At 73.7% G+C, this 25,755-nt stretch carries 20 protein-coding genes; 14 read left to right on the top strand and 6 right to left on the bottom strand.

Going from position 1 to position 25,755, the window contains the following annotated elements:
- Positions 1-41: 41 nt before the first annotated feature.
- A complete protein-coding gene (locus CHB94_RS03090) occupies positions 42-1,136 on the top strand; it encodes an extracellular catalytic domain type 2 short-chain-length polyhydroxyalkanoate depolymerase (protein WP_089335104.1) in 1,095 nt (364 codons plus the stop codon).
- 27 nt (positions 1,137-1,163) lie between these two features.
- Here the strand turns inward: CHB94_RS03090 and CHB94_RS03085 are convergent, their stop codons facing one another.
- A complete protein-coding gene (locus CHB94_RS03085) occupies positions 1,164-2,480 on the bottom strand; it encodes a GmrSD restriction endonuclease domain-containing protein (protein WP_254920365.1) in 1,317 nt (438 codons plus the stop codon).
- Positions 2,481-2,639: 159 nt separating this feature from the next.
- On the opposite strand from CHB94_RS03085, the gene CHB94_RS03080 reads away from it, so the two are divergent.
- Positions 2,640-3,338: a maleylpyruvate isomerase N-terminal domain-containing protein gene (locus tag CHB94_RS03080; RefSeq protein WP_089335103.1), complete on the top strand. Its 699-nt coding sequence runs from the start codon at positions 2,640-2,642 to the stop codon at positions 3,336-3,338.
- On the opposite strand, the gene ilvA is transcribed toward CHB94_RS03080, so the two are convergent.
- On the bottom strand, positions 3,339-4,619 hold the full coding sequence (ilvA, locus tag CHB94_RS03075) for a threonine ammonia-lyase IlvA (protein ID WP_254920364.1): 1,281 nt from the start codon (positions 4,617-4,619) through the stop codon (positions 3,339-3,341).
- A gap of 153 nt (positions 4,620-4,772) precedes the next feature.
- Here ilvA and CHB94_RS03070 point away from each other — a divergent pair, with 153 nt between their 5' ends.
- The 5 genes from CHB94_RS03070 (at position 4,773) to CHB94_RS03050 (ending at position 9,752) form a co-directional block, all read left to right on the top strand.
- Positions 4,773-5,717 (top strand): matrixin family metalloprotease, encoded by a 945-nt coding sequence (locus CHB94_RS03070; protein ID WP_089335101.1) that lies wholly within the window; start codon positions 4,773-4,775, stop codon positions 5,715-5,717.
- A 104-nt stretch (positions 5,718-5,821) separates the two neighbouring features.
- Positions 5,822-6,361: a hypothetical protein gene (locus tag CHB94_RS03065; protein ID WP_089335100.1), complete on the top strand. Its 540-nt coding sequence runs from the start codon at positions 5,822-5,824 to the stop codon at positions 6,359-6,361.
- Positions 6,362-6,586: 225 nt separating this feature from the next.
- Positions 6,587-6,988 (top strand): STAS domain-containing protein, encoded by a 402-nt coding sequence (locus CHB94_RS03060; RefSeq protein ID WP_089335099.1) that lies wholly within the window; start codon positions 6,587-6,589, stop codon positions 6,986-6,988.
- 10 nt (positions 6,989-6,998) lie between these two features.
- Positions 6,999-9,221, top strand: coding sequence for a SpoIIE family protein phosphatase (locus CHB94_RS03055; RefSeq protein ID WP_089335098.1), 2,223 nt, complete (start codon positions 6,999-7,001; stop codon positions 9,219-9,221).
- A gap of 81 nt (positions 9,222-9,302) precedes the next feature.
- The gene (locus CHB94_RS03050; RefSeq protein ID WP_254920363.1) at positions 9,303-9,752 is read left to right on the top strand and encodes a hypothetical protein; all 450 of its coding nucleotides are present in this window, start codon (positions 9,303-9,305) and stop codon (positions 9,750-9,752) included.
- 31 nt (positions 9,753-9,783) lie between these two features.
- On the opposite strand, the gene CHB94_RS03045 is transcribed toward CHB94_RS03050, so the two are convergent.
- The gene (locus CHB94_RS03045; RefSeq protein WP_089335096.1) at positions 9,784-11,463 is read right to left on the bottom strand and encodes a PHA/PHB synthase family protein; all 1,680 of its coding nucleotides are present in this window, start codon (positions 11,461-11,463) and stop codon (positions 9,784-9,786) included.
- Between the two features lie 127 nt (positions 11,464-11,590).
- A complete protein-coding gene (gene proA / locus CHB94_RS03040; RefSeq protein WP_089335095.1) occupies positions 11,591-17,539 on the bottom strand; it encodes an anti-phage protein ProA in 5,949 nt (1,982 codons plus the stop codon).
- Positions 17,540-17,873: 334 nt separating this feature from the next.
- On the opposite strand from proA, the gene CHB94_RS03035 reads away from it, so the two are divergent.
- From CHB94_RS03035 to CHB94_RS03025, 3 genes are all read left to right on the top strand, one after another.
- Positions 17,874-19,109: a 3'-5' exonuclease gene (locus tag CHB94_RS03035; protein ID WP_089335094.1), complete on the top strand. Its 1,236-nt coding sequence runs from the start codon at positions 17,874-17,876 to the stop codon at positions 19,107-19,109.
- Positions 19,110-19,145: 36 nt separating this feature from the next.
- Positions 19,146-19,934 carry an enoyl-CoA hydratase/isomerase family protein gene (locus tag CHB94_RS03030; protein ID WP_089335093.1) on the top strand — a complete coding sequence of 263 codons (789 nt, stop codon included), beginning with the start codon at positions 19,146-19,148 and terminating at the stop codon, positions 19,932-19,934.
- Positions 19,935-20,106: 172 nt separating this feature from the next.
- Positions 20,107-20,613 carry a DUF4234 domain-containing protein gene (locus CHB94_RS03025; protein ID WP_254920362.1) on the top strand — a complete coding sequence of 169 codons (507 nt, stop codon included), beginning with the start codon at positions 20,107-20,109 and terminating at the stop codon, positions 20,611-20,613.
- Positions 20,614-20,635: 22 nt separating this feature from the next.
- On the opposite strand, the gene CHB94_RS03020 is transcribed toward CHB94_RS03025, so the two are convergent.
- Complete coding sequence (locus tag CHB94_RS03020) at positions 20,636-21,892, bottom strand: hypothetical protein (RefSeq protein WP_089335092.1); 1,257 nt, start codon at positions 21,890-21,892, stop codon at positions 20,636-20,638.
- A gap of 65 nt (positions 21,893-21,957) precedes the next feature.
- Here CHB94_RS03020 and CHB94_RS24925 point away from each other — a divergent pair, with 65 nt between their 5' ends.
- Genes CHB94_RS24925 through CHB94_RS25940 form a run of 3 tightly spaced genes read left to right on the top strand, consistent with a single transcriptional unit; the run spans position 21,958 to position 22,605 of the window.
- A complete protein-coding gene (locus CHB94_RS24925; RefSeq protein ID WP_176445383.1) occupies positions 21,958-22,125 on the top strand; it encodes a hypothetical protein in 168 nt (55 codons plus the stop codon).
- Positions 22,126-22,137: 12 nt separating this feature from the next.
- Positions 22,138-22,464, top strand: coding sequence for an NUDIX hydrolase (locus CHB94_RS03015; RefSeq protein ID WP_254920361.1), 327 nt, complete (start codon positions 22,138-22,140; stop codon positions 22,462-22,464).
- Between the two features lie 18 nt (positions 22,465-22,482).
- Positions 22,483-22,605 (top strand): hypothetical protein, encoded by a 123-nt coding sequence (locus tag CHB94_RS25940; protein ID WP_254920360.1) that lies wholly within the window; start codon positions 22,483-22,485, stop codon positions 22,603-22,605.
- A gap of 75 nt (positions 22,606-22,680) precedes the next feature.
- On the opposite strand, the gene CHB94_RS03010 is transcribed toward CHB94_RS25940, so the two are convergent.
- Positions 22,681-24,891, bottom strand: coding sequence for an MMPL family transporter (locus CHB94_RS03010; protein ID WP_089335091.1), 2,211 nt, complete (start codon positions 24,889-24,891; stop codon positions 22,681-22,683).
- 101 nt (positions 24,892-24,992) lie between these two features.
- Between CHB94_RS03010 and CHB94_RS03005 the strand changes: the two genes are divergently transcribed.
- Positions 24,993-25,748 (top strand): TetR/AcrR family transcriptional regulator, encoded by a 756-nt coding sequence (locus CHB94_RS03005; protein WP_089335090.1) that lies wholly within the window; start codon positions 24,993-24,995, stop codon positions 25,746-25,748.
- Positions 25,749-25,755: the final 7 nt, after the last annotated feature.

Genomic DNA, 25,755 nt, shown 5'->3' with positions numbered 1-25,755 from the left:
CGCGCCCCACCTGTGCCCGACGACGCCCCGCAGGAGAACCGATGCGCACCCGCACCCGCTCGCCCCGGACCGGACGTCGTCTCGCCGTCCTCGCGACCGCGGTCCTCGTCGTGCTCGCCGGGCTGACCACGACCGCCGCTGCGGCACCGGAGCGGGCCGGTGACGGCGGGCTGCCACGGCTCGACGTCACCGGCACCTACGTCGCCGGCATTTCCTCCGGCGGCTACATGGCCACGCAGCTGCAGGTGGCCCACTCCAGCCGGATCGCCGGCGCCGCGATCTTCAGCGCCGGGCCCTACTGGTGCGCCATGAACAGCGTCGTCGTCGCCCTGCAGTCGTGCACGGCCTACAACGTCCCGACGTCGATGCCGGTCATCCACGACGTCACCGAGCGGTACGAGCGCGAGGGGAAGATCGACCCGCTGTCGAACCTGGCGCGGATCCCCACGTACTTCTTCCACGGCACGCTCGACCCGACCGTCGTCCGCCCCGTCGCCGACAACCTGGCCGACTTCTACGCGCACTACGGCGTCCCGCTGACCTACCGCGACGACCTGGCCGCCGGCCACGGCTGGATCAGCCCGCTGGGCCCGGTCCCCTGCGACCGGACCGCGGCGCCCTACATCAACGACTGCTCGCCCTACGACGCCCAGGCCGACTCGCTGCGCACCATGTTCGGCTCGGTGAAGGCGCCCAACACCGGCACGCCGCGGGGCACGCTCGATGCCTTCGACCAGGACCGCTACGCGGTGGCCCCGAGTCTCGGCAACGGCGACGTCACCCGCTCCGGCGGGCCCGCCATCGGCATGGGCAGCACCGGCTACGTCTACACGCCGGACGTCTGCGCCCGGGGCGCGGAGTGCAAGGTGGTGGTCGCGCTGCACGGCTGCCAGCAGACGGCGGAGCAGATCGGCGACACCTTCGCCCGGAACTCCGGCCTGAACGCCTACGCCGACACCAACCGGTTCGTCGTCCTCTACCCGCAGGCCCGGCCGGACGAGGGCCCCGCCATCTACAACCCCAGGGGCTGCTGGGACTGGTGGGGCTACCTCGGCCCGCGGGACGTCGACTACGCGAACAAGCTGGGCCCGCAGATGCGCACCGTCATGAACATGGTGACGGCGCTCGGCGGCTGACCGACCGGCCATCCGAGCGGATCGGCCTCACTCGCAGCCGACCCCGTCGCCGTCCCGATCGAGGTGCCGGCCGTAGCCGGGCTGTCCGACCCGGACCGGCGCCGCCCCCGCAGCCCGGGCCGCGGAGCAGTTCTCGTAGTAGGGGCCGGGCGCGGGTGGCGCAGGCGCGGGAGCGGGGGCCGGAACAGGAGCCGGGACCGGCGCGGGAGCCGGAGCGGGCGCAGGCGCGGGAGCCGGGACGGGAGCCGGGGCGGGGGCGGGCGCCGGCGGCTGGACGCGCTCAGGGACCTGGGCGACGACCCCACCGGGCAGTGGCTCCTCCGGGCACGACGTGAGGACCGTGGCGATGGCGTTCTTCTCCGCCTGCGTCATCCAGAGGCCGTAGCTCACCTTGACGGCCACCTGCCGCGCCACGTACGCGCAGCGGTACCCCCGGTTCGGGGGCAGCCAGGTCGCCGCATCCCCGTCGCCCTTCTGCATGTTGAGGGGGCCGTCGACGGCGAGCAGGTTCAGCGGGTCGTTGCCGAAGGCGACCCGCCGGGCCGGGTCGAGGTTCTGCGCGCCCTTCTGCCAGGCGTCCGACAGCGCGACGACGTGGTCGATCTGGACGTCGTCGCTGGTGCCCTGCCCGCGCTGGAAGGCGATCGACCGGCCGGAGTACGGGTCGGCCAGCGTGCCGGTCAGGACGACGCAGTTGCGTGTGCCGGCCTTGAAGGTCTCGTTCTCGAGGTCGCGCGCCAGGATGTCGTTGCGGGTGTCGCAGCCGTTGCGGTCGGTGTCGACCCAGCCCGAGCCGAAGTTGTCGCGGTCGTAGCCGGTACGGGGTGCACGACCCTTGACCTCGACCGCGGCGAGGGCGGCCAGCGCCGTCGTCCGGTCCGCCGAGCCGACGGCGGCCTCGGCGGCGGCGTCGTCGAGCACCCCGGTGGACCGGGCGAGCGCGTCGGTGGCCACCGTCTTCTCGGCCGTCTCCGCCTCGGCGAGCGCAGACTCTGCGGCCTCCTCCGCCTGCGTCGTCGGTGCGGCGGGCTCGACCGTCTCCGTGACCGGAGCGCGCGCCCCGGCGGTCGGCGTCGTCGGAGTGGCGGTGGCGCCCGCCACCGCGAGGGCGACGACCCCGGCGGTGGCCACGATCCCGGCGACGCGGCGGCTGGCGATGAACGCCCACCGCGCGTGGCCGGCGACGGCGGCGCCCGCACCGAGGAGCAGGGCGGCGACGCCGGCCATCGCGAGGCCGCCGGTCACGCCCTGCGTGGCGATCCCGCCGATGACGAACAGCAGGACGACACCCGCGGCGACGCCGGCGGCGATCCGCTGGAGCTGTGAGGTGGGACGGGCGACCATGATCTTCTCCGGGGCCGGACACGGGCAGTCGACCGGAAGCTATGGCGCGGGGAGCCGGCGCCGCGGCTGCGACACGGAACGCGCCCCCTCGCGCCCCAGCGGTCGCACGCACCCCTCCTGGGGGAGCCCCTCGCCTGGAGTCGGCCTAGATTCGGCGACGTGAGCCACACCCCGAGCCCCGAGCAGGCACTCCGCTGGTGGGCCGACGGCGAGCTGATCGCCTCCCGCATGGTCCACCGGCTGACCGACGCCGAGCTGGCCGCGGACTCGGCCCTTCCCGACTGGTCCCGGGCCCACGTCGTCGCGCACCTGGCCCGCAACGCCGACGCGCTGGTCAACCTGCTCACCTGGGCGCGGACCGGCGTCGAGACGCCGATGTACCCCTCCCGTGCCGCCCGGGACGCAGGCATCGAGGCGACCGCCGCCCTGCCGGCCGCCGAGCTGCGCAGCGACTACGCGGCCGCGTCCGACCGGCTCACCACCGCCGTCGAGAGCATGCCCGCCGAGGCGTGGACGGCGACGGTGCGCAACGGGCAGGGCGCCGCCGTGCCGGCGTCCGCGGTGCCGTGGATGCGGACCAAGGAGGTGTGGGTGCACGGGGTCGACCTGCGCAGCGACCTCGCCTTCGCCGACGTCCCGGCCGACGTCTGCACCGCCCTCGTCGACGACGTCCTCGGGCTGTTCGCTGCCCGCGACCAGGCACCCGAGGTCACCGTCGTGGCCACCGACGTCGACCGGACCTGGGGGAACGGCGGCACGAGGGTCGAGGGACCGGTGACCGCGGTCGCCGCCTGGTTGACCCGCTCCGACGCATCGGGTCTCAGCGGCGACGTCCCACCGCCGCCGACCTGGCTCTGACTAGACGAGGAAGCGGTAGGCCGTCGTCCCCGGCGCGACGTGCTGGATGCGGAGGGGGCTGGCCTCGATGCGGGCCAGCAGGTCCGACAGCCCGTCGGGTCTGCCGAGTTCGATGCCGGTCAGCGCGGCACCGGTCTCGCGGTTGTCGCGCTTCACGTACTCGAACAGCACGATGTCGTCGTCGGGTCCGAGCACCTCGTCGAGGAAGCGGCGCAGCGCGCCGGGCTCCTGCGGGAACTCCACCAGGAAGTAGTGCTTGAGCCCCCGGTGGACCAGCGACCGCTCGACCACCTCGGCGTAGCGGCTGACGTCGTTGTTGCCGCCCGACAGCAGGCAGACGACGGTCTGGCCGGGCTCGACGGTCACGAGTCCACCGCTGAGGGCGGCGGAGGAGAGGGCGCCGGCGGGCTCGGCGATCACCCCGTCGACCTGGTACAGGTCCAGCATCTCGGTGCAGATCTGTCCCTCGGGGACGGTGAGCAGCTCGGCACCGGAGTCGCGCACCAGCGGATACGTGACGGCTCCCGCCCGGCGGACGGCGGCGCCGTCGACGAACGTGTCGATCTCGGGCAGGTCGACCGGCTGACCGGCGGCCAGCGCCGCGGCCATGTTCGCCGCCCCCGCGGGCTCCACGCCGACCAGCCGGGTGTCGGGGGAGTGGATCCGCAGCCAGGTGCCGCAGCCGGCCAGCAGCCCACCGCCGCCGACCGGGAGGACGACGACGTCCGGCGGTGCGCCGAGCTGCTCGAGGATCTCCACGGCGACCGTCGCCTGACCGGTCACGGTGGACAGCGCGTCGAAGGCGGGCACGAGCGCGGCGCCGCTCTCGCGCGCGAACGTCCCGGCCGCGGCGGCCGCCTCGTCGTAGGAGTCACCGATGACGACGAGCTCCACCATGTCGCCACCGAGGGAGGCGATCCGCTCCCGCTTCTGCCGCGGCGTCGTCCCCGGCACGAACACGCGCCCGCGCACCTGGAGGGCCCGGCAGGCGTAGGCGACCCCCTGCCCGTGGTTGCCGGCACTGGCGCAGACCACACCCGCCGAGCGCGCGGCGTCGTCCAGCCGGCTGATCGTGTTGTAGGCGCCGCGGATCTTGTAGGAACGGCCGACCTGGAGGTCCTCGCGCTTGACCCACACATCGGCACCGGTGCGCGCGGACAGCCGGGCGTTGGGCTGCAGCGGCGTCCGCTCGGCGATCCCGGCGAGCCGGTGACCGGCCTCGCGGACGGCGACGGTGAAGGCGTTGGCGGTCAGAGCGGTGTCGTCCACGGGTGCGCTCACGCCCGTCATCCTCGACGACCTTCCGGTCCTGCGAGCGGCGGGGTCCATCGGCCGCATGGCCCCATCGGGTGGTGTGCAGCCGCTGGTCCCTTCAGCGAGCGCCCGCACTCCCCGTAGACCCGAGGGGTCACACGACGAGGGGGACGGCGGTTGATGGACGGTCACGGGTACGACGGGTCGGGTCCGCTGCGCGCCTCGGCAACCGGCCGGATCCCGCAGTGGGTCCGGGACGAGGCCGCGGGACGGCCGGTCGAGTCGTCGTCGGGGCGCGCCTGGTCCCCGCCACCGGCGTCAGCGATCCGACGCCGCCCGCGGGTCCGGGGCGTCCTGATGGCGCTGGTCGCCGTCGCGCTGACCGCCGGCGCGGCGGTGCTCGTCGCACCCGACTTCCGGGTCGGCGCCCCCTGGGCAGCGGGGCCGGGGTCCCGGCACCCGACGCCGGGTGTCGGCGCCGCCGACGAACCACTCGGCGCTCCCGGACCCGCTCCCGTCGCCGACGGCTCCTACGCCTTCGTCGCCCTCCAGCGGGACGGGAGCGGGCCGGTCGCGTACGACCCCTGCCGGCCGATCCACTACGTCGTCCGGCCGGACAACGCCCCGGTCGGCGGCGAGCAGATCCTGCACGACGCCGTCGACCGCCTCTCCGCGGTCACCGGACTGCAGTTCGTCCACGACGGCGCCACCGACGAACCGCCGTCGCGGGACAGGGAGCCGTTCCAGCCGGAGCGCTACGGGGACAGGTGGGCACCGGTCCTGATCACGTGGGAGACCGAGCAGGAGAACCCGGACTTCGTCACCGATGTGGCCGGGGAGGCCGGCAGCCAGTGGATGTCGCTGCCCGGTGGGCCGCAGGTCTACGTCACAGGTGCCGTCGCCCTCGACGCCGCGGAGTTCGCGCACATGCTCACCGTCAGCGGTGGCGCCGCGGTCGCGCGAGCGGTGATCCTGCACGAACTGGGCCACCTCGTGGGGCTGGACCACGTGTCGGACGCCGGTCAGCTCATGTTCCCGACGACGAGCCACGCGCTCGACTACTCGGACGGCGATCTCACCGGGCTGGTGGAGCTCGGCCAGGGGGACTGCGTTCCCGGTCTGTGAGCGGCCGGCCGATGATCGAACGGTCGAGCCGTGACGACGGAGGCCCCACGGTGGGGAACGCGGCTCTACCGTCGGGAGCCCACCACGGAGGCGGTGAGCGACCCATGAACCGAGCCCTGGTCGTCTACGAGTCGGTGTTCGGCGACGCCAAGCAGATCGCCCTGGCGGTCGCGGAGGGCCTGGCGACCCGGTTACCCGTCGACGTCGCCTCCGCCCGGGAGGCGCCGACGCAGGTGCCGGCCGACGTGCGGATGCTCGTCGTCGGCGGGCCCAACCACGCCTTCAGCATGCCGAGGAGGTCCACCCGCGAGGGTGCCGTCAGGGACCACGGCGCCCAGATCCCCGACACCGGGTTCGGGCTGCACGAGTGGCTGGACATGGTCCAACTGCCCCGGGCGATCAGCGCGGCCGCCTTCGACACCCGGATGGACCGACCGACGCTGATCACGAAGCTGGACCACGCCGCGAGGACGGAGGAGAAGCTCCTCCGCCGCCTCGGCGCCACCCTCGCCGCACCGGCCGAGCACTTCTTCGTCACCGACACGAAGGGCCCGCTCGTCGACGGCGAGGCCGACCGCGCCCGCCGGTGGGGTCAGGCCCTGGCAGAGCTCGTCGCGGCCCGTCCCGCCAACGCCGGCGGCTGAGCGGCCGACGACGGGACACGGTGTCGCACCGAGCGCTGCGTCACCGCCCCACCGAGCGGGCCGGCTCGTCGGCCACCCGGCTGCCGGACCGCAGGAGCACCACGGGTTCCCCGCGCGGCGCCGCCAGCCGCTCGCGCGTCACCGCTTCCCGGTCGCACGAGGCCCGCCGGTGGGTCAGGACTACCCTCTCGGGAGCAGGGTCGTCGCCGGTGAGGAGCCGTTTTCGTGCTGTTCGAGATGCAACGGACGACCGTCGCCGGGCGTCCGGCGCTCACGGTACGGGGCGAACTAGATCTTGCCGCCGCGCCGCAGCTGGCGGCCGCGGTCGAGGCGCAGCTCGCTGCCGGTCCTCGCGCCCTCGTCCTCGATCTCACCCCCACGATCTTCATGGACTCGTCCGGCGCCCGGGAGCTCGTGCGGCTCGCGCGCAGGGCCGCCGCCGCCGGCGTCCCACTGCACGTGGTCGCCCCGCGGTCCAACACCGCCGTGCGGCTGACCATCGACCTGCTGGAGCTCGGCACCGTCGTGCCCATCGTCGAGTCCGCGGCCGACATCCCCTCCGGCAGCGGCTCCGCCTCCGGCGGCGGCACCGCCTCCCGTAGCACCGAGCAGCAAGCCCGCCCGTAACCTCGCGGCGGTGAGCACCGACGCCGCCGCCACCGAGCCGACCGGAGCGACCGAGCAGGCGCTGCTGCGGTGCGCCGACGAGCCCATCGCGGTGCCCGGCGCCGTCCAGCCGCAAGGTGCCCTGCTGGCGGTCACCGAGCCCGACCTCGCCGTCGTGGTCGCCTCCGCGAACGCCTCCGGGTTCTTCGGGCAACCGGTGGCCGGCAGTTCCCTCGACGTGCTCCTGGCGGAGCCGGACGTCGCCCGGCTGCGCGCGGGCCTGGCCGGGGACCTGGCCGAGGTCAACCCGCTGCGCGTCCGGCTGGCCGGCGCCCACGTCGACCTGGTCCTGCACCGCGCCGACGGGCTGCTGCTCACCGAGTGGGAACGCGCCGAGGGCGCCGAGGAGGCCGGCGCGGCGTGGCACCGCCGCCTGCCCTCGGTCCTCCAGCGACTCTCGGGCGCCGCCACGCTGGACGAGCTCACCGACGTGCTCGCCCGCGACGTCCGCGCGCTCACCGGCTTCGACCGCGTGATGGTCTACCGCTTCGACGCCGAGTGGAACGGCGAGGTGATCGCCGAGGACCGGCGCCCCGACCTCGAGCCCTTCCTCGGCCTGCACTACCCGGCCAGCGACATCCCGGCCCAGGCCCGCGCGCTGTACACCACCAACTGGACGCGGCTGATCCCCGACGCCACCTACCGTCCGGTGCCGCTCGACCCGCCGGTTACGCCGTCCACCGGCCGGCCGCTGGACCTCTCCGGGGCCATGCTGCGCAGCGTCTCCCCGGTGCACCTGGAGTACCTGGCCAACATGGGCGTGGTCTCGTCCATGTCGATCTCGCTGATCGACCGCGGCCGGCTCTGGGGCCTCATCTCCTGCCACCACTACGCCGGGCCGCACCGCCCCTCCTACACCGACCGCACCGCCGCGGAGTTCCTCGGCCGGACCGCGTCGCTCCTCCTGCACACGAAGGTCGCGGCGGGGGAGCAGAGCGGCGTCGTGGAGGTCGCCCACCGCGGGGCACAGCTGGCCGGAGCCGTCGGCCGCAGCCCGAGGGCGGTGGCGGCCGCGCTGACCGACGGCGAGGTCACCGCCCTGGACCTGCTGCCGGCCTCCGGTGTCGCGCTGCGGATCAGCGGCCAGCTCACGCTGCTCGGGAGGACGCCACCGGCCGACCGGGTGGAGCCCCTGGTCCGCTCCCTGCTCGCCGCGGGCGCCCCGGTCACCGACGCCGCATCCCGGGTCGTGCCGGAGGCAGCCGATGTCGCCGACACCGCCAGCGGTGTCCTCGCCGTCGAGGTGGCCGGCGGGCGGGACGACTTCCTCGCCTGGTTCCGCCCCGAGACGCTGCGCGAGGTCACCTGGGGCGGCAACCCGTACACGTCGAAGACGACGCAGACCGATCCCGGCCCCCGGCTGAGCCCGCGGCGGTCGTTCGACGCCTGGAGCGAGACGGTGCGGCAGACGTCGCAGCCGTGGCGGGAGCACGAGGTCGCCGCCGCCCGCGCGCTGGCCGGCCAGCTGACCCAGGCCGCGCTGAGCCGGGCGGCGGACGACAACCGGCTGGCCGGTGCGCTGCAGCGCACCCTGCTGCTCGAGGAGCTCCCGAAGGTGCCCGGGCTGGCTCTGGCCGCCCGGTACCTGCCGAGTGCCAAGGACGTCGTCGGCGGGGACTGGTACGACCTCGTCCCGCTGCCCGGCGGCCGGATCTCGATCGTGCTGGGTGACGTCGCCGGCCACGGACTCGCCGCCGCGGCCATCACGGCCCAGCTGCGGCACGCCCTGCGCGCCCACCTGCTGCGCGCGCCGGGGCCGGCCGCGGCGCTCGACGGACTCAACCAGGTGATCGGCACGCTGCTGCCCGCCGAGATGGCGACGGCGGTGGTCGCCGAGCTGGACCCCGCGACCGGGGACGTCGTGGTCGCCAGTGCCGGGCACCTGCCGGTGCTGCACGCCACCGGCGGGGGAGCGGAGTACGTGACCGGCGGCCGCGGGCCCGCCCTCGGGGTGCTCGACGTGGCCGACTACCAGGAGGCCCGCCTCCAGCTGGCCGGCGACGACCGGCTGCTGCTCTTCAGCGACGGACTGGTCGAGCGGGGCCGGAACGGCCTCGGTGCGGGCCTCGACGAGCTGCGCGACGTCGTCGGCACCGGTCCGGTGGACCCGCACGCCCTGCTAGATGCGGTGCTGGGCACGCTGAACCCGCCCAGCACCGACGACGTCACGCTCCTCGGCGTCGCCCGGACCTGAGTACGGCAGCACGGTGTGACAGGTGTACATGAGTCCCTGGGCGTTTCCGGGGTACGGGCCCCCACCATGCGGAACGGGCAGGTGTCGACCGGAGACATGATCGTGCGCGGCGTTGTCGCGGGAGTGGCCGGAACCGTCGTCATGACGACCTTCCAGAAGCTCGTCGAGATGCCGCTCACCAAGCGCGGCGACAGCTACGCCCCCGCCGACTTCGCCGAAAAGGTGACGCCGGTGCGCGCGAGCTCTCCGGAAGGCCGCCGACGCCTGAACTGGGTCACCCACTTCCTGCTCGGAACCATGTGGGGCGCGGCCTACGGCATCGCCGCCGCCCGGGGCCTGCGCGGTCAGAAGGCCGTCAACGCCGTGTTCGGTGTGGTCTACATCGGCGACGTAGCACTCAACACGGCTCTGGGGCTGTACCGCCCGCTGCAGTGGTCGGCGAAGGACGTGCTCGTCGACGTCGTGGACAAGTACGTGCAGGCCCAGGGCACCGGTGCGGTGTTCGACCGAATCCTCGACCCGGCCAGGTAGTCGAGATCTGTCCCCCCACGGCGGGTAGGGGTCAGGCGGGCACCTTGTCGACGACGTAGCAGCCGGGCGCGGCCTCGCGCGGAGGATGGACGGCGCTGCCGAGGTTCGTCGGGGCGTCCACCAAGTGGCCCGAGCGCTCCACCGTCCACGGTGCCCAGGCCTCCCACCAGCTGCCCGTCTGCCGCTCGGCGGACGCCCGCCAGTCCTCCGGGTCGGGGCCGACCTGGCCGCCGGTGAAGTACGACGCCTTCGGATTGCCGGGCGGGTTCACCAGGCTCTGGATGTGCCCGCTGGAGCTCAGCACGAAGGTGCTCGGCCCGGACAGCAACTGGGTCGTCCGGTAGCAGCCGGCCCACGGCGTGAGGTGGTCGGTGAGCGCGCCGGTGACGAAGGTCGGCACCGTGATGCTGGCCAGGTCGACCGGCGTCCCGAGCACGGTCATCGCGCCGGGTCGCACGAGCGCGTTGTCGCGGAGGATCTGCTGGAACTGCTCGTGCAGGGCGGCCGGCAGGTTCGTCCCGTCGGCGTTCCACGCCAGGATGTCGAAAGCCGGCGGGGCCTCGCCCATCAGCCACTGCGTGACCACGTAGTTGAAGATCAGGTCGTCGGGACGCATCCAGGAGAAGACCGAGCCCAGGGAACGGGCCGTGATGACGCCCCGGACGTTCGAGGACAGTCGTGCGACGTCCAGCAGCCGGCGTCCGGAGAACGCGCCGAGCGGCGCCCGCGTCGCGAAGTCGAGCAGGGTGACCGCGTATGCAGCGCTGTGCACGCTGTGGTCGTCGATGGCGGTCAGATGGTTGAGCAGTGTCGTCTGGATGATGCCCCCGGCGCAGAACCCCAGGGTGTTGACGTCGGGAGAACCCGTGATCTCCCGCGCCACCCCGATCGCCCGGCGCACCCGCTCGGCGTAGGTGTCGAGGTTCCAGCCGCCCTGCTTCCGCGTCGGGTTGCGCCAGCTGATCAGGAAGACCTGCAGCCCCTGGCCGACCGCGTACTCGACGAGGCTGCGACCCGGCTGGAGGTCCAGGAAGTAGAAGCGCCCGATCGGCGGCGGCACGATCACCAGCGGCCGCTGGCGCACCTGCGCCGTCGCGGGCTGGTACTGGATGAGTTCGATGACGTCGTCGCGGTAGATCACCGACCCCTTGGTCACCCCGAGATTGCGGCCCACCGCGTAGGCCGACCGGTCGGTCTGCGTCGGCATGCCGCCGTTGTGCCGCAGGTCGTTCACCAGTCGGCCCATGCCGCGCAGGACGCTGAGGCCTCCGGTGTCGAACGCCCGCTTGAGCGCCGCCGGGTTGCCGAACAGCGTGTTCGTGGGGGCCATCGCGCTGGTCAGAGCCCGTACCGCGAACCGCGCGCGCTCCACGTCGCGCCAGTCCGCACCGTCGGCTTCGTACCGGTCGACGAGGCGGGTCAGCGAGGAGCCCCACGCGAGGTAGGCCTGGCCGAGCCGGCGGTAGCCGGGGTTGGACGACCACGCGGGGTCGGTGAACCGCGTGTCCTTCGCCGGCGGCGCGATCCGGTCGGTGCCACGCACGATCGAGCCGAGGTCCCGGCCGAGCCGGACGGTCTCCGAGGCGAGCACGCGGGGTCGGGCGGCCGCCCCGACCAGGCCGCCCACACGGCTGGGCGTCGAGGGAGCGACGGCGGCGTCGTCCAGCGGCGGAACGGGGCGGGCAGGGGACGAGTCGAGCTGGGCGGTCACGCAACCTCCAAGGTCGGTTGCGTCGTGACGCTATGGAGATCAGGGTTTCGTGCCCAAGGGCTTTGGGCCCCGTCGGTGTGCCGACCTGCTCACAACCGGCGAGTAACCCCGTCGGCCCGACGAACGGTCAGACGGTCATCAGGCCCGAGGGCTGCTCGACGAGGCGGCCGCGGTGCAGCGCGAGCTTCAGCGCCGCCTCCAGTACCGGCGTCACCGCGGGGGTCCGGCGCTTGTAGCCGAAGATCGCCGCGGTCTTGGTGAGCAGCTCGTCGGCCATCATCCCGGCGCCCGCCCGGCACAGCGCCGCCATCGCGTTGCCGATCTCCTGCGGTGCCACGTGCTCCAGCGGCCGGTCGGTGCTCGCCGCCTGCCGCCGGAACCCGGCGTAGGAGTCGGGCGAGACGCCGTCGGGCCACAGGTAGTCGTCCACCACCGCGGACGGCGGCAGCAGCGACAGCAGCGTGTTCTTCCGCCCCTCCGACGCCCGGTTCAGCCCGAACGCGTTGACGGTCAGCTTCGCCAGCCGGTCGACGTGGATCGGGCCCTCGGCCTTGATCCCGGCCGTCAGCACCCGCCGCACGGCGCGCGCCGCCTTCGATACCGGCAGCTCGTCGAGCACCGCCTTGTCCCCGGCCGGCTTGGGCAGCCACGGCACGAACGGGGACTCGCCATCCATCGTCACCGGACCGGTCGGCTTCGTGGCAGCTGCGGCCGGCTTGGCCGCCTTCGGGGCGGGCGCCGTGGGCACGGCGACCGCGGAGGTCACCGACGACCGCAGCGCGGCCACGCCCTTGAACGACTCGACCGCCGCCGTCGGCAGGGGGATCGGTTCGGCCAGCGGGGTGCTGGGCACCATGTCGACCGCGGCGACCAGCTCGTCCAGCACCGCGTCGGGGGAGGCCAGCCACGACGGCAGCCAGACCCGCTCGACGACCGGCCAGCGCAGCATGTCGCCCAGGACCTCGACGGGCAGGCCGTCGCGGTCGCCGACCGTGCCGCGGCGCGCCCACGCCGGGCCGTCGAGCAGCACCGCCATGAGCGGCGACTCCGGGTCCGTCGGCCGGGCGACGGCGAGGTCGACCTTGAAGTCCGAGAGCCCGACGTCGGTGCGCACCACGAGCCCGCGCTCCCGCAGCGCGGTGGCGATCTGCTCGCGGTGCCGGTCCACGACGGCGGCCGGGCGGGAGTCCCGGGGCAGGACGTCGGTGCCCTGCGCGGCCATGTCGAGGTAGGCCCGCAGGTGCTTGATGCCGACCGACGACGTCTCCTCGGCCCGCAGCTGCTCCGGGTCGAACGACGAGAACAGCACCACCTGCCGCCGGGCCCGGGTCACCGCGACGTTGAGGCGCCGCTCGCCACCCACCCGGTTCAGCGGCCCGAAGTTCAGCGGCAGCTCGCCGGAGGCGTTGGGCGAGAAGCCGGTGGAGAAGAAGACGACGTCGCGCTCGTCGCCCTGCACGTTCTCCAGGTTCTTCACGAACAGGCCCTCGCCGTCCACCCGATCGAGGGCAGCGGCCAGCCGGTCGTCGTCGGCGTCGCGGAGCAGCGCCTCGATGTAGGCCCGCTGCTGCGCGTTGAAGGTGACGACGCCGATCGACGGGACGGCGTCGGAGCCCTCGCCGTACTTCGGCAGCAGGTCGAACCGTCGGCGGATCTCCGCCACGATCGCCTTCGCCTCGATCGGGTTGGTCCGCAGCAGCCGCCCGGCGCCCGAGCGGTGGAACGTGCCCGGCACCCGCACCAGCGAGACGCCGCGCCCGTCGGGCTCCGAGGAGGGGCGCCCGTGCGTCGGCGCGGGGAACGAGGAGAGCCGGTTGCCGTAGTACTGGGCGTTGGAGAACGCGATCAGCGACTCGTCCTGGCTGCGGTAGTGCCACGACAGCCACTGCCGCGGCACCCGCGCCTGCACGCACTCGGAGAGGATCGACTCCTCGTCCTCCACCGCGGTCTCGGCGAGGTCGCCGGCGTCGTCGGACACCGACGACGGCTCGGCGAAGGACGTCGGGGGCATCTGCTTGGAGTCACCGACGACTACAGCCGCACGAGCGCGGCCCAGCGCACCCACCGCGTCGGCCACCCTGATCTGCGACGCCTCGTCGAAGACGACCAGGTCGAACAGCCCCGAGACGGCCGGGAAGAACCGCGCCACGGAGTCCGGTGAGACCAGCACGCACGGCATCACCTGGGTGATCAGCTCGCCGTACTGCGCCAGCAGCTGCCGCACGCCCAGACCGCGGCGCTGCTTGGCGAGCTCCCGCTGCAGGGCGCCGACCTGGCCCGAGCCCGACTCCGCGTCGAAGGGGCGGGCCGCCAGGACCCGCGCCGGCAGCGCCGAGGTGAGGTGCCCGCGCACCGCCCGCGACGCCGTGATGAAGCGGCGGATCGCCTTCTCGTGCGCCCGCGCGTCGAACATGTCCAGGCCGGACGCGTCCAGCCGCTCGGCCACCGAGGCGGCCGCCAGCCCCCGTTCGAAGGCCCGCAGGGCGTCATCGGCGCGTACAGCGCCTGTAGCGAGCAGCGTCCGCGCGTCGAACAGCCCGGCGAACCGGAGCGGCTCGAGCGTGTCCAGGAAGGAGATCCAGCGGCGCAGCGACATCAGGTTGTCCACCCCGCGCTCGGGGCGGGTCATCGACCAGCGCAGCACCAGTCCGTCGTCCCCGGCCCAGGTCGCGAGCTGGTCGGAGCTGCTGCGCCCCACGGTCAGCAGGGTGGTGACGGCATCCCGCAGCCGGGCCACGGCCTCGGCCGCCTCGGCCGCCGCGGTGCCGGCGGGCAGGCCGGCGACGATCAGCTTGCGCAGCTGCACGTGGAAGAGCGAGGAGCCGTCGACGGCCGCGCCGGCCCGCCCCAGCCACTGCACCTGGCCGGCCAGCAGGTCGGTGTCGAGGAACGGGTTCCAGCCCTCGGGCACCGACAGGCCGGGGATCGAGCCGGCCCGCGTCGCGATCCCCTGCACCGCGGTCTGCACCCGCCACAGGTTCTCGACGACCGCCGGCACGTCCTTCGGCTTCACCTTCGCCTCGGGGCGCAGGTAGGGCGCGAGCTGGTCGCGGACGGCGATCAGACGCCGGCGGCGGCCGAACCACGACGACGCCGCGGCGGTCTGCGCGGCCACGTAGACGTCGGCCAGGGGCAGCTCCAGCGCCTCGGGCGTGCAGACGTCGAGGCCCGGGTGGCGGAACGCGGTGAAGGCAGCGGTCTCACCGAGGACCGCCGACGTCGCCGCCGTCCAGAAGTCGGTGAACGTCTCGTCGATGACGTCCAGGCCCACGTCCATGCCTCGGCCCGGCCCGCTGAGCACGTGCACGAGGGCGTCGAGCTCCTCGGCGGTCCGCGCCCGGCGCAGCACCCCCGACAGCTCGGGGATCAGGGACACCTCGCGCACCGCGGCGTCCACGGCGGCAGCCGCGGACCGGGTCGCCGGCAGGTCGATGTCGGGGGAGTCGAGGAACGCCCACGGGTGCCGCGGCGACGGGCGGGTCAGATCGGCGATGTCGGGCAGCAGCGCCAGCTCCACCCGCACCGACCGCAGCACGTCGGCCGGGGCGTTCGCCGCGAAGGGCTGCGGCACGGGCAGTGGCGGGACCTCCGTCCCGGCGGCCAGCTCCGACGTCCGCGCCGAGTACAGCGACAGCCCGACGGCGTTGTCGTCGTGCAGCCGGTCGGCGTACCGGGCGAGCATCCGCCGCGCGGACCGCAGCGCCTCCCCGTCGGCGGCCAGGCCCTGCTCGTCGACGGTGACGGCGTGCTCCAGCGCCAGCCGGATCTGCGCCCGCACCATGGAGGCCCGCGAACCCTTGTCGTGCAGGTCGAGGGCGAACATGCCCATGCCGACGGCGTCCAGGCGCCGCGCGACGACGTCGAGGGCCGCTCGCTTCTCGGCGACGAACAGCACCTTCTTGCCCTCGGCGACGGCCCGGGTGAGCAGGTTGGTGATGGTCTGGGACTTGCCGGTGCCGGGCGGGCCCTCGAGCACGAACGTGCGGCCGGCGGTGGCCTCGGCGATGGCGCGCAGCTGCGACGCGTCGGCGGGGGCGGGCAGCTCGGCGGCCAGCTCGTCGAGGTCGACGTAGCCGCCGAGGTCGCGGGCGGGGTCCTCGAACGCCTCGGTCGGCTCGTGCACCAGGTGGTGGACCAGCGGGTTGTCGGCGAAGTCGGCCCAGTGCTCGTCGAGGTCCTTCCACAGCCGGAACTTCGCGAACTGGAGGATCGCGAGGTCCGCCGTCGGCTCGACGCGGAAGGGCAGGCCGTGACCGACCAGGGCGGTGCGCACCGCCTCCAGGGCGGCATCGAGGTCGAGGGTGCCGTCGACGGCCTCGGTCAGCGTCGGCACGGTGAGGCCGTGGACCTGGCGCAGCTTCTCCAGCAGGCAGTAGTTCGGGGTGCTGGACCCGGACTCGTCCAGCGACAGCCGGTAGGAGCCGGTGCGGCCCATCGGCGCCAGCACGACGGGGATGAGCACCAGCGGGCTGCGGAGCGGGCGCCCGTCGAGCTCCCAGACCAGGCTGCCCAGCGCCAGGTAGAGGTTGTTGGCGCCGGTCTCCTCGAGCACCGTCTTGGCCTTGTAGGCGACGTTGCGCAGCTTGGGCAGGTAGCTGCCGCTGGTGACGTCGACGTGCACCTCGCGCCGCTCGACCAGCAGCTCGGTCAGTTGCTCGGCGGGGAGCTCGCGGGCCGTCGTCACCCCGCGCTCCTGCTGCACGGCCGCCAGCCGGTCGCCCGGCAGCAGGGTGACCGGCGTCCCGTCGTGGACGAAGTTCTCCAGGACGCCGAGCGCCGAGTCCGGGACGGTCAGCGACAGCCCGGAGCGCTCGGTGTAGTTGATCAGCCGGTTGCGCAGGCTGAGGTCGAGCAGTGCGTTCTTCCACTGCTGCACCCGCGGGGGCTCCTCGGGCCGGCTGCTGGGAGCCGGAGGCGGCGGCTCGGCCTTCGCGGGAGCGCTGTGCACGGCCGGCCGGTACTCGACGACCTGCAGGACGCCGTCCTCGTCCCGGGCCCGGGCCGGCAGCGGGAAGATGCCGTCCTTGCGGGCGCGGTGGACGTCGGTGACGCCGAGGAGGTGGTCCAGCCCGCCGGTCAGCCAGCCGGTGACCACCGGGCCGTGCAGGTCGGCGCCGGGCTCGCCCATGCTGGTGAGCAGCGTCGTCTCGACCAGGCCGATCAGCCCGAGGTCGACCAGGTTGACCAGGGACGTGGCGTCGGTGGTCGCGGCGCTCTCCGCGCTGCGCTCCTCGCGCCAGTAGCCGAGGAAGGCGTGTGCTTCCCCCTCGTGCCCACCGGCCCCACCGGCCAGCCAGAGCAGCGGCCGGATACCGGCCCGCTCGAGCGCGGCGGCCATGAGGACGACGGTGTCCAGCGGGGTGCCGACCCGCCAGGTGAGGACGTCGCCCGGCGAGCGGACCTGCTGACCGAGGTCGGCCCAGCTGACCGGGGGCTCGCTGTAGCGGATGCCGCGACGCTGCAGGACGTCGGCGATCGCGGCGACGATCTCGTCGACCCGCTCCGGGCCGTCCGCGTAGCCCTGGATGCCACCGCGGCCGGTCCGCTGCTCCAGGACGCCGGCGGCCTCCTCGACGACCGCGGTGACCGCCGGGTGGTTGGGCAGGACGTGCGCGGCGAGCATCTCCAGCGCCAGCGGCAGGGGAGTGGCCAGCCACTGCTGGGCGGCGAGCACCTGGACCGCGCGGCTGCTCTCGCCGAGCACCTCCAGCCCGCCATCGGTGCCCTCGACCAGCACCTCGACGTCGATGACGCCGGGTCGCTGTTCCTCGACGTGCAGCATCGCGGCGGGATCCATGACCAGGCCGAGGTCGGTGAGCACCGTCGTCCGGCCCTCGTCGAGGTCGGCGACCAGCTCGACGGTCTGCGCGATCGGGCCCTCGGCGTCGCGGACGCCGAGCCGCACCGTGGCCGCCCGCACCGGGCTCCCGAGATTGGTGATGGCCAGCCGGGACACCACCGGGACGCGGTTGTGGGCCAGCGCGTAGCTGAGGACCGGCGTGGACGTGATCTCGATGGAGACCGCCGCCCGCGGGGCGACGACATCGCCCACCTGGATGTCGGCAGTGCTCTCCATGCCATCTGTGTACCGGAGCGGACGGATCGGTCCGCTCATGCCCCCCGACGGAAGGGGCTCGTGTGACGGATGGGCCGGTTCGTTGTTGACGGTCACAGATTTGCCCGCCGAGCCACCGGTGCCCAGGCGTCGTCTACGCCGACTGTGCCGACTCCGGTCAGCGCCCGCGTCCCCTCCGTCGCCACCCCCGTCCAGCTCGCAGCCGCGACGCGCGCGACGGGTGTGACACGTGCGGCGTCCGGCAGCCGCGCCGGCACCTGACGGGGCTGACCGGGGCGGATGCTGCCGATGGCGACTGCGCGAGGTCGTCGTCGGAAGCGGTCGGAGAGGGTGCATGTTCGGGGTTCCGATGGAGCTGGTCGGTCTGCTGGTCACCGGCGGCCTGGGGTTGCTGGCCGCCCTGTACCTGGCGGAGCGGTCGTCGAGCCGGCGGGCCGCGCAGCACACGCGGTCCACCGCGGACGCGACCCGCGGCAGCCGGGGCGCCGGCATCCCGGTGCCGCGCGCGCCCGTCCAGGTTCCCGAGCCCGAGGGGCCGCTTCCTTTCGCCCGGCCCGGCATGCGCGGTCACCTCTTCCAGTACGGCGGTGACGGCGCCGGCTTCCCCGTCGACGCGCCCTACGCCGTCGTCGACGTGCAGACGACCGGCTTCTCACCGGCCAGGGGCGACCGGATCGTGGAGATCGCGATCGCCCGCGTCGACGCGTCCGGCCGCTTCGAGGACGAGTACTCCACCCTGGTGGACCCCGGCCGCGACGTCGGCCCGGTCCTCGTGCACGGCATCTCCAACAGCGAGGTGCGGGACGCCCCCACCTTCGAGGAGATTGCCGGCGAGCTGCTGGCCCGGATGGACGGCGCCGTCGTCGTCGCCCACAACGCGGCCTTCGGGGAGCGGTTCCTGGCTGCCGAGTTCGCGCGGATGGGGGTGGCGATCCCGCTCAACCCGGCGCTCTGCTCGCTCTGGCTGGCTCGCCACACCCTGCGGGCTCCCGACCATCGGCTGGGCACCCTCGCGCGCGCTGCGGGCCTGCCGACCGCCGGCCCGCACACCGCGCTCGCCGATGCCCGCACGGTCGCCGCGCTGCTGCCGCAGATGCTCGGCGTCCACGGCCAGCCGCCCCGCTACCTGACCGGCCTCCGCCCGATGCCCGCACTCGACCGCGAGGTCCCGGCGAAGACCCGGTCCGGCGAGCTGCGTCCGGGCACCGACGGCTGGCTCGCCTCGATGGTCGCCCGGCTGCCGAGGTCGGTCGTCGAGGCGCCCGCGGCCGACGCCCAGCGCTACGTCGACGCCCTCGCCGTCGCCCTCGCCGACGGCCGGATCCTCGGCGGCGAGAGCCAGCTCCTGGCGCGGCTGGCCGGCTCGGCCGGTATCGGCGGCGACCAGGTGCTGGCCCTGCACCGTCGCTTCCTCGAGCATCTGCGGGCCACGGCGCTCGGGAACCCCATCCTCACCACCGCCGAGCTCCGGCAGCTGACGACCGTCACCCGCGGGCTCGGCCTGCCCGACTTCTTCGACGACCTGCGGCCCACCTCGCCGCAGGACCTGATGGCGGCGCGCCTGCGGTGACTTGCCGACCGGCCGCTCAGCCCGGAGGTTGCAGGTATGAGCGAGCCGATCCGCCACGAGTCCGGACTGATCGTCGAGCGCCGCGGGCACGTCCGCGTGCTCACCCTCGACCGACCGGAGCGCCGCAACGCGCTCTCGTCGGCGCTGCAGGCCGACCTCGTCGAGGAGCTGCTCGACTGCGCGGAGGGCGGCGAGGTGCGGGCGATCGTCCTCACCGGCAACGGCCCGGCCTTCTGCGCCGGGTTCGACCTCAAGGAGATCCGCGAGCGCGACCAGCGCGGCGAGCGCTTCCGGCCACCCATGAACCGGCCCACCCGCTCGCTGTTCGAGGTGGTCACCGAGACGCCCGTGCCGATCGTCGCGGCGCTCCAGGGTGCGGCCGTCGCCGGCGGCTTCGAGCTGGCACTGGCCTGTGACCTGCGTGTCGCCGCCCCCGGCATCAAGCTCGGGCTGCCCGAGGCCACGATCGGGATGGGTGCCAACTTCGGCTCCGTCGTGCTGCCCAAGCGGATCCCCCTGGGCATCGCCATGGAGATGCTGCTGATCGGCGAGTACGTCACCAGTGAGGACGCCGAGCGCTGGGGCTTGGTCAACCGGATCACCGACGACGTCCTGGCCGTGGCGCTGCAGCTGGCGGAACGGATCGCCGCCAACGCGCCGATCAGCGTGCGCCGGATGAAGGAGACCGCTGTGAAGGGCCTGGAACTCCCGATGTGGCAGGCGCTGCGGCTCGACGTCGGCCCCAACCCCTACCTCAGCGAGGACCGCAAGGAGGGCATCGCCGCCTACCTGGAGAAGCGCCCGCCGCGGTGGAGCGGTCGCTGACGCCCCCGCCGAGCGCGTCGCCGGCAGCCGAGCCGTGGGGCCGGCGTGACCCGCGGGGGCCGAGGGACGACCCGCCCCGCCGTTCACCGCAGGACGGGATCACCGGCCCTGCGGACCCCCTAGGTTCCGGATGTCCCTGGACGTGCCGGGGACCCGAACAGGAAGCGGGGGCATGACCACCACGCCGGAGAACCAGTGGACCCAGCAGGAGTACGGCCGGCCCTACCCGGGTCAGCAGTACCAGCAGCCCGCAACGGGGCAGTACGGCTACGGCACGATGCCCGACGTCCCGGCGCACGCCCGGTACGCGCAGCCCATGGGCCCCCTCGGCCAGGTGCGGGGCACCGGCGTGCAGATCCTGCTCTTCTTCGTGACCTTCGGGATCTGGGGGTTCGTCTACTACTTCCAGACCCACGAGGAGATGAAGCGGCACACCGGTGAGGGCATCGGCGGGGTGCTCGCGCTGGTGCTGAGCTTCTTCGTGGGCTTCGCCTCGCCCTACCTGCTCAGCCACGAGGTCGGCGGCCTCTACGAGCGCCGCGGCCGGCAGAAGCCGGTCAGCGCCGTCACCGCGCTCTGGTTCTTCCCGGGCGCGCTGATCCTGGTGGGCCCGTTCATCTGGTTCATCAAGACCAACCGGGCGCTCAACGACTACTGGCGCAGCGTCGGCGCCCACTGATCCCGCGGTACTCCCTCGCCGCTCAGGGGCTGAGGAACCACAGCAGCTGGGTGTCCGCGCGCGGGGTGTCGCACTCGCCGATCATCAGGGCACCCCCGGGCGCCGGATAGACGTTCCGCACGTCCAGCCGTGGCGCGCAGCCGACCGGCAGTGGCCCGCGCGTCTCGCCGGTGGTGAGGTCGACCGCGAGGGCACCCGTCGGCGCGGGCAGCACCGCCCACACCTGCGCCGGCTCGACGGCCAGCGCGTAGCCGTAGACGCGGTCCTCCAGCTGGGCGAGCAGCGGCCCCGCGCCGCCGCCGTCCGGCACGCCCAGCACCCACGCGCCCTCCCGCACCACCACGAGCAGGAACACCGTGCCGTCGGCGGCACCGGCGACCGACTGCGTCTCCGCCCCCTCTGCCAGGTCGGTGACCCGTACCGGCTCACCCACCGGCCGCAGGTCCGCGTCGTAGGTCAGCACGGTCGGGATGCGGTCCTCGGCGACCTCGGTCGGGGAGGCGTCGAAGACCAGCGTCGCGCCGCCCTCCGGCCGCGCGACGAGCCCCGCGAGCTGCCGGCCCACCGGGTACCGCGACGCAGCGGCCACGTCCGTCCCGAGGTCCCGCTCGGCGACGACCCGGCCGCTCGCCACGTCCACCGCGGCCAGCACCTCACGCGTCTGCTCGTCGCCCTCGACGGAGACGAAGAGGTACGCCGTCGTGGCGCCGTCGACCAGCGCGGACCGACCGACCGCCGACACGGCGCCGTCCTCACCCGCGACGACGACCGTCGTCCGCACCGCGCCCGACGCCGGATCGACGATGCGCAGCCCGTGGCCACCCTCGCCGAGTCGCCCCGCGACCAGCACCGAGCCGTCGGTCAGCAGGTGCATGCCCCAGACGTCGTCGACGCGGGGGAGGGGCATGGTGGCGGTGATCGCGTCGCCGCGCACCGTGACCAGTGACTGGGCGACATCCCGGTCCGCCGGGCTGAGCACGGCGTACGCGCCGTCGGGTGTGGCGACCGCGGACACCACCCGCGTGAACAGGCCGGGTGTGGCCGGGGTCAGGTCGACCGCGGCCTGCACCCGGGTGACCGGCCCCACGCTCGCCGGCACCTCGTCGGGCGGTCCGCCGTACGCGGGGAGATCGGTCGAGGCATCGGTCGGCAGGGCGGGCGGCGCCGGCGCTGCCGACTCCGATGGCTCGGGAGCCGGCTCGCCGTCCACCGGGCAGCCGCTGACCGCCAGGAGCAGGCAGGTCGCGAGGGTGGCCGCCGCCAGCCGCCGACCGGTCATGCACAGAGGTGTACACCGCGGCGCATCGAAGGGGTTCGGTCGAGCCCGCGGCGGAGGACGATGACGTGCTGCCATCGGGGGACGCCGAGAGGAGCAGGTTCTTCGTCACGCTCGGCGTCTGGGGCTTCGTCTACTACTTCCTGGTGGGCCCGTCCATCTGGTTCGTCCGGACCAGCAACGCGCTCGACGACTACTGGCAGAGCCTGGGGGCGCGCGGCACGACCCTCGTCTGATCAGCTGGGGCGATGCCGAGGACGAGTGCGGGGATCCTGCTGTACCGGCTGCGGCCGACCGGGCCGGAGGTTCTGCTCGGCCACATGGGCGGCCCGTTCTGGATGAACAAGGACGACGGTGGCTGGTCGATCCCCAAGGGCGAGCACGGCCCCGACGAGGACCCGCTCGCCGTCGCCCGGCGGGAGTTCGCCGAGGAGCTGGGCGCACCCGTGCCGGCCGGGGACCTCCTGCCGCTCGGAACGCTGCGCGTCACCAGCGGCAAGGTGCTCGCGGTCTGGGCGGTCGAGGGCGACCTGGACGCCGCGGCCGCCCGGAGCAACACCTTCACGATGGAGTGACCGCCGCGGTCCGGGCGGGTGCAGGAGTTCCCCGAGATCGACCGGGCCGCCTGGTTCGCGTTGGACGAGGCGAGAGCGAAACTGGTCCGGGGGCAGGTGCCGTTCCTCGATCGCCTGCGGGACGGCGTCGTCCGCGGATAGCCGTCCTGCGTCGGCTGTACGGAAGCCGAGGAACCCCGCGCAGCTCTCGGTACGGAAAGCTGCGCGGGGCTCCGTTCAGTGGGCGCCCACGAGCTCCGGTTCACGCCGCGGCGCCGGGTCGCCGTCGGACTCGCGGATGCCGTAACGGATGTAGAGCCGGGCGAGCGGTCCCGGCGCCCACCAGTTGGCCCGACCGAGCAGCCGCATCGTCGCGGGCACCAGCAGGACCCGGACGACGGTCGCGTCCACCACGATCGCGATGAGCATCGCGACGCCGATCATCTTGATGAAGGTGATCCCCGACAGGGAGAACGCGCCGATCACCACGAGCAGCAGCAGCGCCGCGCTGGTGATGATCCCGCCGGTGCGCTGCAGGCCGGTCGCGACGGCGGTGGTGTTGTCGCCGGTCAGGTCGTACTGCTCCCGGATCCGGGACATGAGGAACACCTCGTAGTCCATGGAGAGCCCGAACACGATCGCCAGCACCAGGATCGGCTGGGTCGCCTCGACGAACCCGGTCGGCGTGAAGTCCAGGACCCCGGACAGGTTGCCGTCCTGGAAGATCCAGACCAGCGCGCCGAACGAGGCGCCCAGCGACAGCACGTTCATCACCACTGCCTTGACCGGCAGCACGACGGAGCCGAACGCCAGGAACAGCAGCACGAACGTCGTCGCCACCACGAACACCGCCATCCACGGCAGCAGCGCGGCGAGGCTGTCGAGCAGGTCCTCCAGCGCCGCGGTCGGACCGCCGATGAGCGCCTCACCACCGGCGGGCGCCGGCACGGCGCGGATGTCACCGACCAGGGCCCGTGCGCCGGTGGACAGGGGGTCGCCGGCGTAGGCGATGTCGACGTGGGCGGTGGTGCCAGCCGCGTCGACGACCGCTGCGCCCTCCACCCCCGGGACCGAGGCCACGTCGTCCACGTAGGACTGCAGGGCCGCCCCGCCGGCGGGCGAGTCGACCGGGTCGGCCAGGGTGACGACGGCGTCGATCGGACCGTCCACGCTCGGCGGGAAGTCCGCCCGGATCGTCTCGGTGACCACCCGGCTCTCCGTGCCCTCGGGCAGCGCCCGCTCGTCGACCCCACCGAACTGCACTCCCAGGAAGGGCAACGCCAGCACCACCAGCACGGCGGTGACGACGACGGTGTAGACCACCGGCCGGCGCATCACGCTGTGCGCGATCCGCGCCCAGGCGCCGTGCTCCCCGACGGCCTTCGTGGCCACCATGGCCGGGGACGGACGGCGGAAGACCCGGCGCAGCCACGGCCGCACCGACAGCGCGTCGACCTTCGGCCCGAGCATCGCGAGCAACGCGGGCAGCAGGGTGAGGGCGGCGAGCATCGCGATCAGGACGGCACTCATCCCGCCGAACCCCATCGAGCGCAGGAAGACCTGCGGGAAGATCAGCAGCCCGGCCAGCGAGACCGCCACCGTCACGCCGGAGACGGCCACGGTCCGGCCCGCCGTCGCCATCGTGCGGGCCAGTGCCGCCTCGGTGTCGGGCTGCCTGCGGATCTCCTCGCGGAACCGGCTGACCATGAACAGGCCGTAATCGATGGCCAGGCCGAGGCCGGTGATGGTGACGACGTTGACCGCGAAGATGGACACGTCGGTGACCATCGAGAACCCGCGCAACGCCGCGAACGAACCGAGGATCGCCACCACACCGATCGCCAGCGGCAGGCCCGCCGCGGCGAAGCTCCCGAAGATGATCACCAGCAGCACCGCCAGGATCGGCAGCGAGATCGTCTCGGCACGCGCGATGTCCGCACTCACCCGCTCGTTGATGTCGCGGTTGATCGTCGTCGCGCCACCGATCTGCGTCTCCAGGCCCGGCGCGGCGAGCTCGTCCTCGATCCGCTCCAGGCCCTCGGTGCGCTGATCCTCGTCGCCGCTCAGGGTGAGGACGGCGTAGGTGGCGCGTCGGTCCTCGCTGACCAGCTGCGGGGCACCGGTGCCGAAGAACGTCACCGACTCCTCGACCACGCCGTCCGGGAGCGCGGACAGGCTCTGCTGCACCGCGTCGGCGTACGCCGGGTCGTCGACGGTCAGCGTGCCGCTGGAGTAGAGGACGACCACGTCGCCGCCGCCCCGGCCGAGTTCGCGCTCGGCCACCTCGGACGCCTGCGAGCTCTCGCTGCCGGGGTCCTCGAAGCCGCCTCCGGTCATGGCGCCGAAGACGCCGCTGCCCCACATCCCGGCGAAGGCCACGAACGCCAGTGCCAGCGCCACCACCCAGCGACGGCGGCGGTACATCACTCGACCGAGGGCCTCGAACATGGCGTCTCCAGTGCTGGCGTCGTCCGTTGTAAACACTGTTAGCTAACGGCGGTCACTATGCTTACGGCGTTCACTGGCGTCAAGGGGATTGCGGAGGGGACATGGCCGAGCCGACCGACAGACCGGTGAGCCGACGCGACCGCGCGCGTGCCGACACCGCGCGTGAGATCAGGACGACGGCCCGCCGCGTCCTGGTGGAGCAGGGGGTCGACGGGCTGGCGCTGCGCGCGATCGCCCGGGAGATGGGGATCACCGCCCCGGGGCTCTACCGCTACTTCGACAGCCGCGAGGACCTCGTCGAGCACGTCGTCGCCGACCTCTACGACGAGCTCACCGACGTCCTGGAGGCCGCCCGCGGCAGTGCGGATCCGGCGACCCCGGGCGTCCAGCTGCTCGCCGTGTCGCGTGCCTTCCGGCGGTGGGCGACGACCCACCACGCCGAGTTCGGTCTGCTCTTCGGGAGTGCGGGGGAGCGGGTGCTGGAGCCCGGGGAGCCGCAACGGGACGGCGAGCGGCCGTCAGCGATGGCCGGCCGGCGCTTCGGCGGCGTCTTCGCCGAGCTGGTCGCCCGGATCTACCTGCAGCAGGGCTTCCCGGTGCCGGACGAGGCGGACCTCGACCCCGGACTCCGGGACCAGCTGCGCGAGTGGTGCGCCAGGCTGCCGGTCCCGCTGCCCTTGGGAGTCGGATACGTCTTCCTCTCCTGCTGGATCCGGCTCTACGGCATGGTCTGCATGGAGGTCTTCGGGCACCTGCGGTTCGCGCTGGACGACGCGGAACCCATGTTCGAGGCGGAGCTGCGGGCGCTCGGCGAGGCCCTGGGTGTCGCGGGGGAGTACCAGCCGCCGGCGAGGTGACGCGGGG

Origin of the sequence: Blastococcus mobilis (assembly GCF_900188025.1) — a bacterium.
In the GTDB taxonomy this organism is placed as follows: Bacteria; Actinomycetota; Actinomycetes; order Mycobacteriales; family Geodermatophilaceae; genus Blastococcus_B; species Blastococcus_B mobilis.
Note: the sequence above shows the minus strand (reverse complement) of the source record. Positions and strands in the feature narration are given on the sequence as shown.